This is a genomic window from Pseudoalteromonas sp. bablab_jr010, from assembly GCF_016464105.1.
Lineage (GTDB): Bacteria > Pseudomonadota > Gammaproteobacteria > Enterobacterales > Alteromonadaceae > Pseudoalteromonas > Pseudoalteromonas simplex.
The window spans coordinates 1-691 of sequence record NZ_JACDWV010000189.1 but is presented as its reverse complement, the minus strand read 5'-3'; the positions used below and the strand labels follow the sequence as shown (position 1 = coordinate 691).

The following is a 691-nucleotide window of genomic DNA, read 5'->3' as shown; positions in this document are numbered from 1 at the left end:
GCATCAGCACCTAAATCTGCATCAGTGGCTGTTACAACGCTAAAGCTGTTATCTGAAGACAGTTTAATACTCCCAGCTACAGCAACACTATCAGCCGCAGCAGCTTGTCCATCCAATGCAATAGCAGTAGTTTGAACAGTCCCGTCTTGGGCAACACCTTTTACTTCCATATCAGCTGTAGCTGCCGTAAAATCAGAAATGTTAATATCTTTACCAGATTCATCTGTAAGCACTAATTTACCATCTTTACTCTCAGCAGTAACACCCGTGTTACTTGTTTCTGCGTTTATTGCAGAAGCTAAATCTGTTAAGTCACTTGTGTCAGCTACCGATGCTGAGATTTGTGTTCCATTCAACTCAAAGGTTACAGAGTCAGCGGCTGTTAAAGATATCTCAGCCTGAGATCTTGCATCAGCTGTTACACCTGTAGAATTAGATAGCTCATTTATAGCTGTTGCAATTTCACTAGCTTCAGCTCCTCCGCCAATCGCAGCTGGCAAATCTATTCCGTTAACTGTTAAAGCACCACCAGCCACTCCGTTGGCAGCAAGGGTAGCATTATCTGCAGCAGCAGCAGCTCGACCTAACCCCAGTGCTGAGGCAGCAGCTCCAGCCAATGTTGTTTCGAAAGAGCCGATATCACTTGCAGCAACGCTCTTAAGAGTCACCCCAATAGTTTCATTAGCGTTTG

1 protein-coding gene is annotated in these 691 nt (G+C 44.9%); it reads right to left on the bottom strand.

What is annotated here, in order from left to right; translation table 11 throughout:
* Positions 1 to 691: flagellin hook IN motif-containing protein (locus JIG37_RS18600; protein WP_280517221.1), on the bottom strand; the 691-nt coding region annotated here is incomplete at both ends.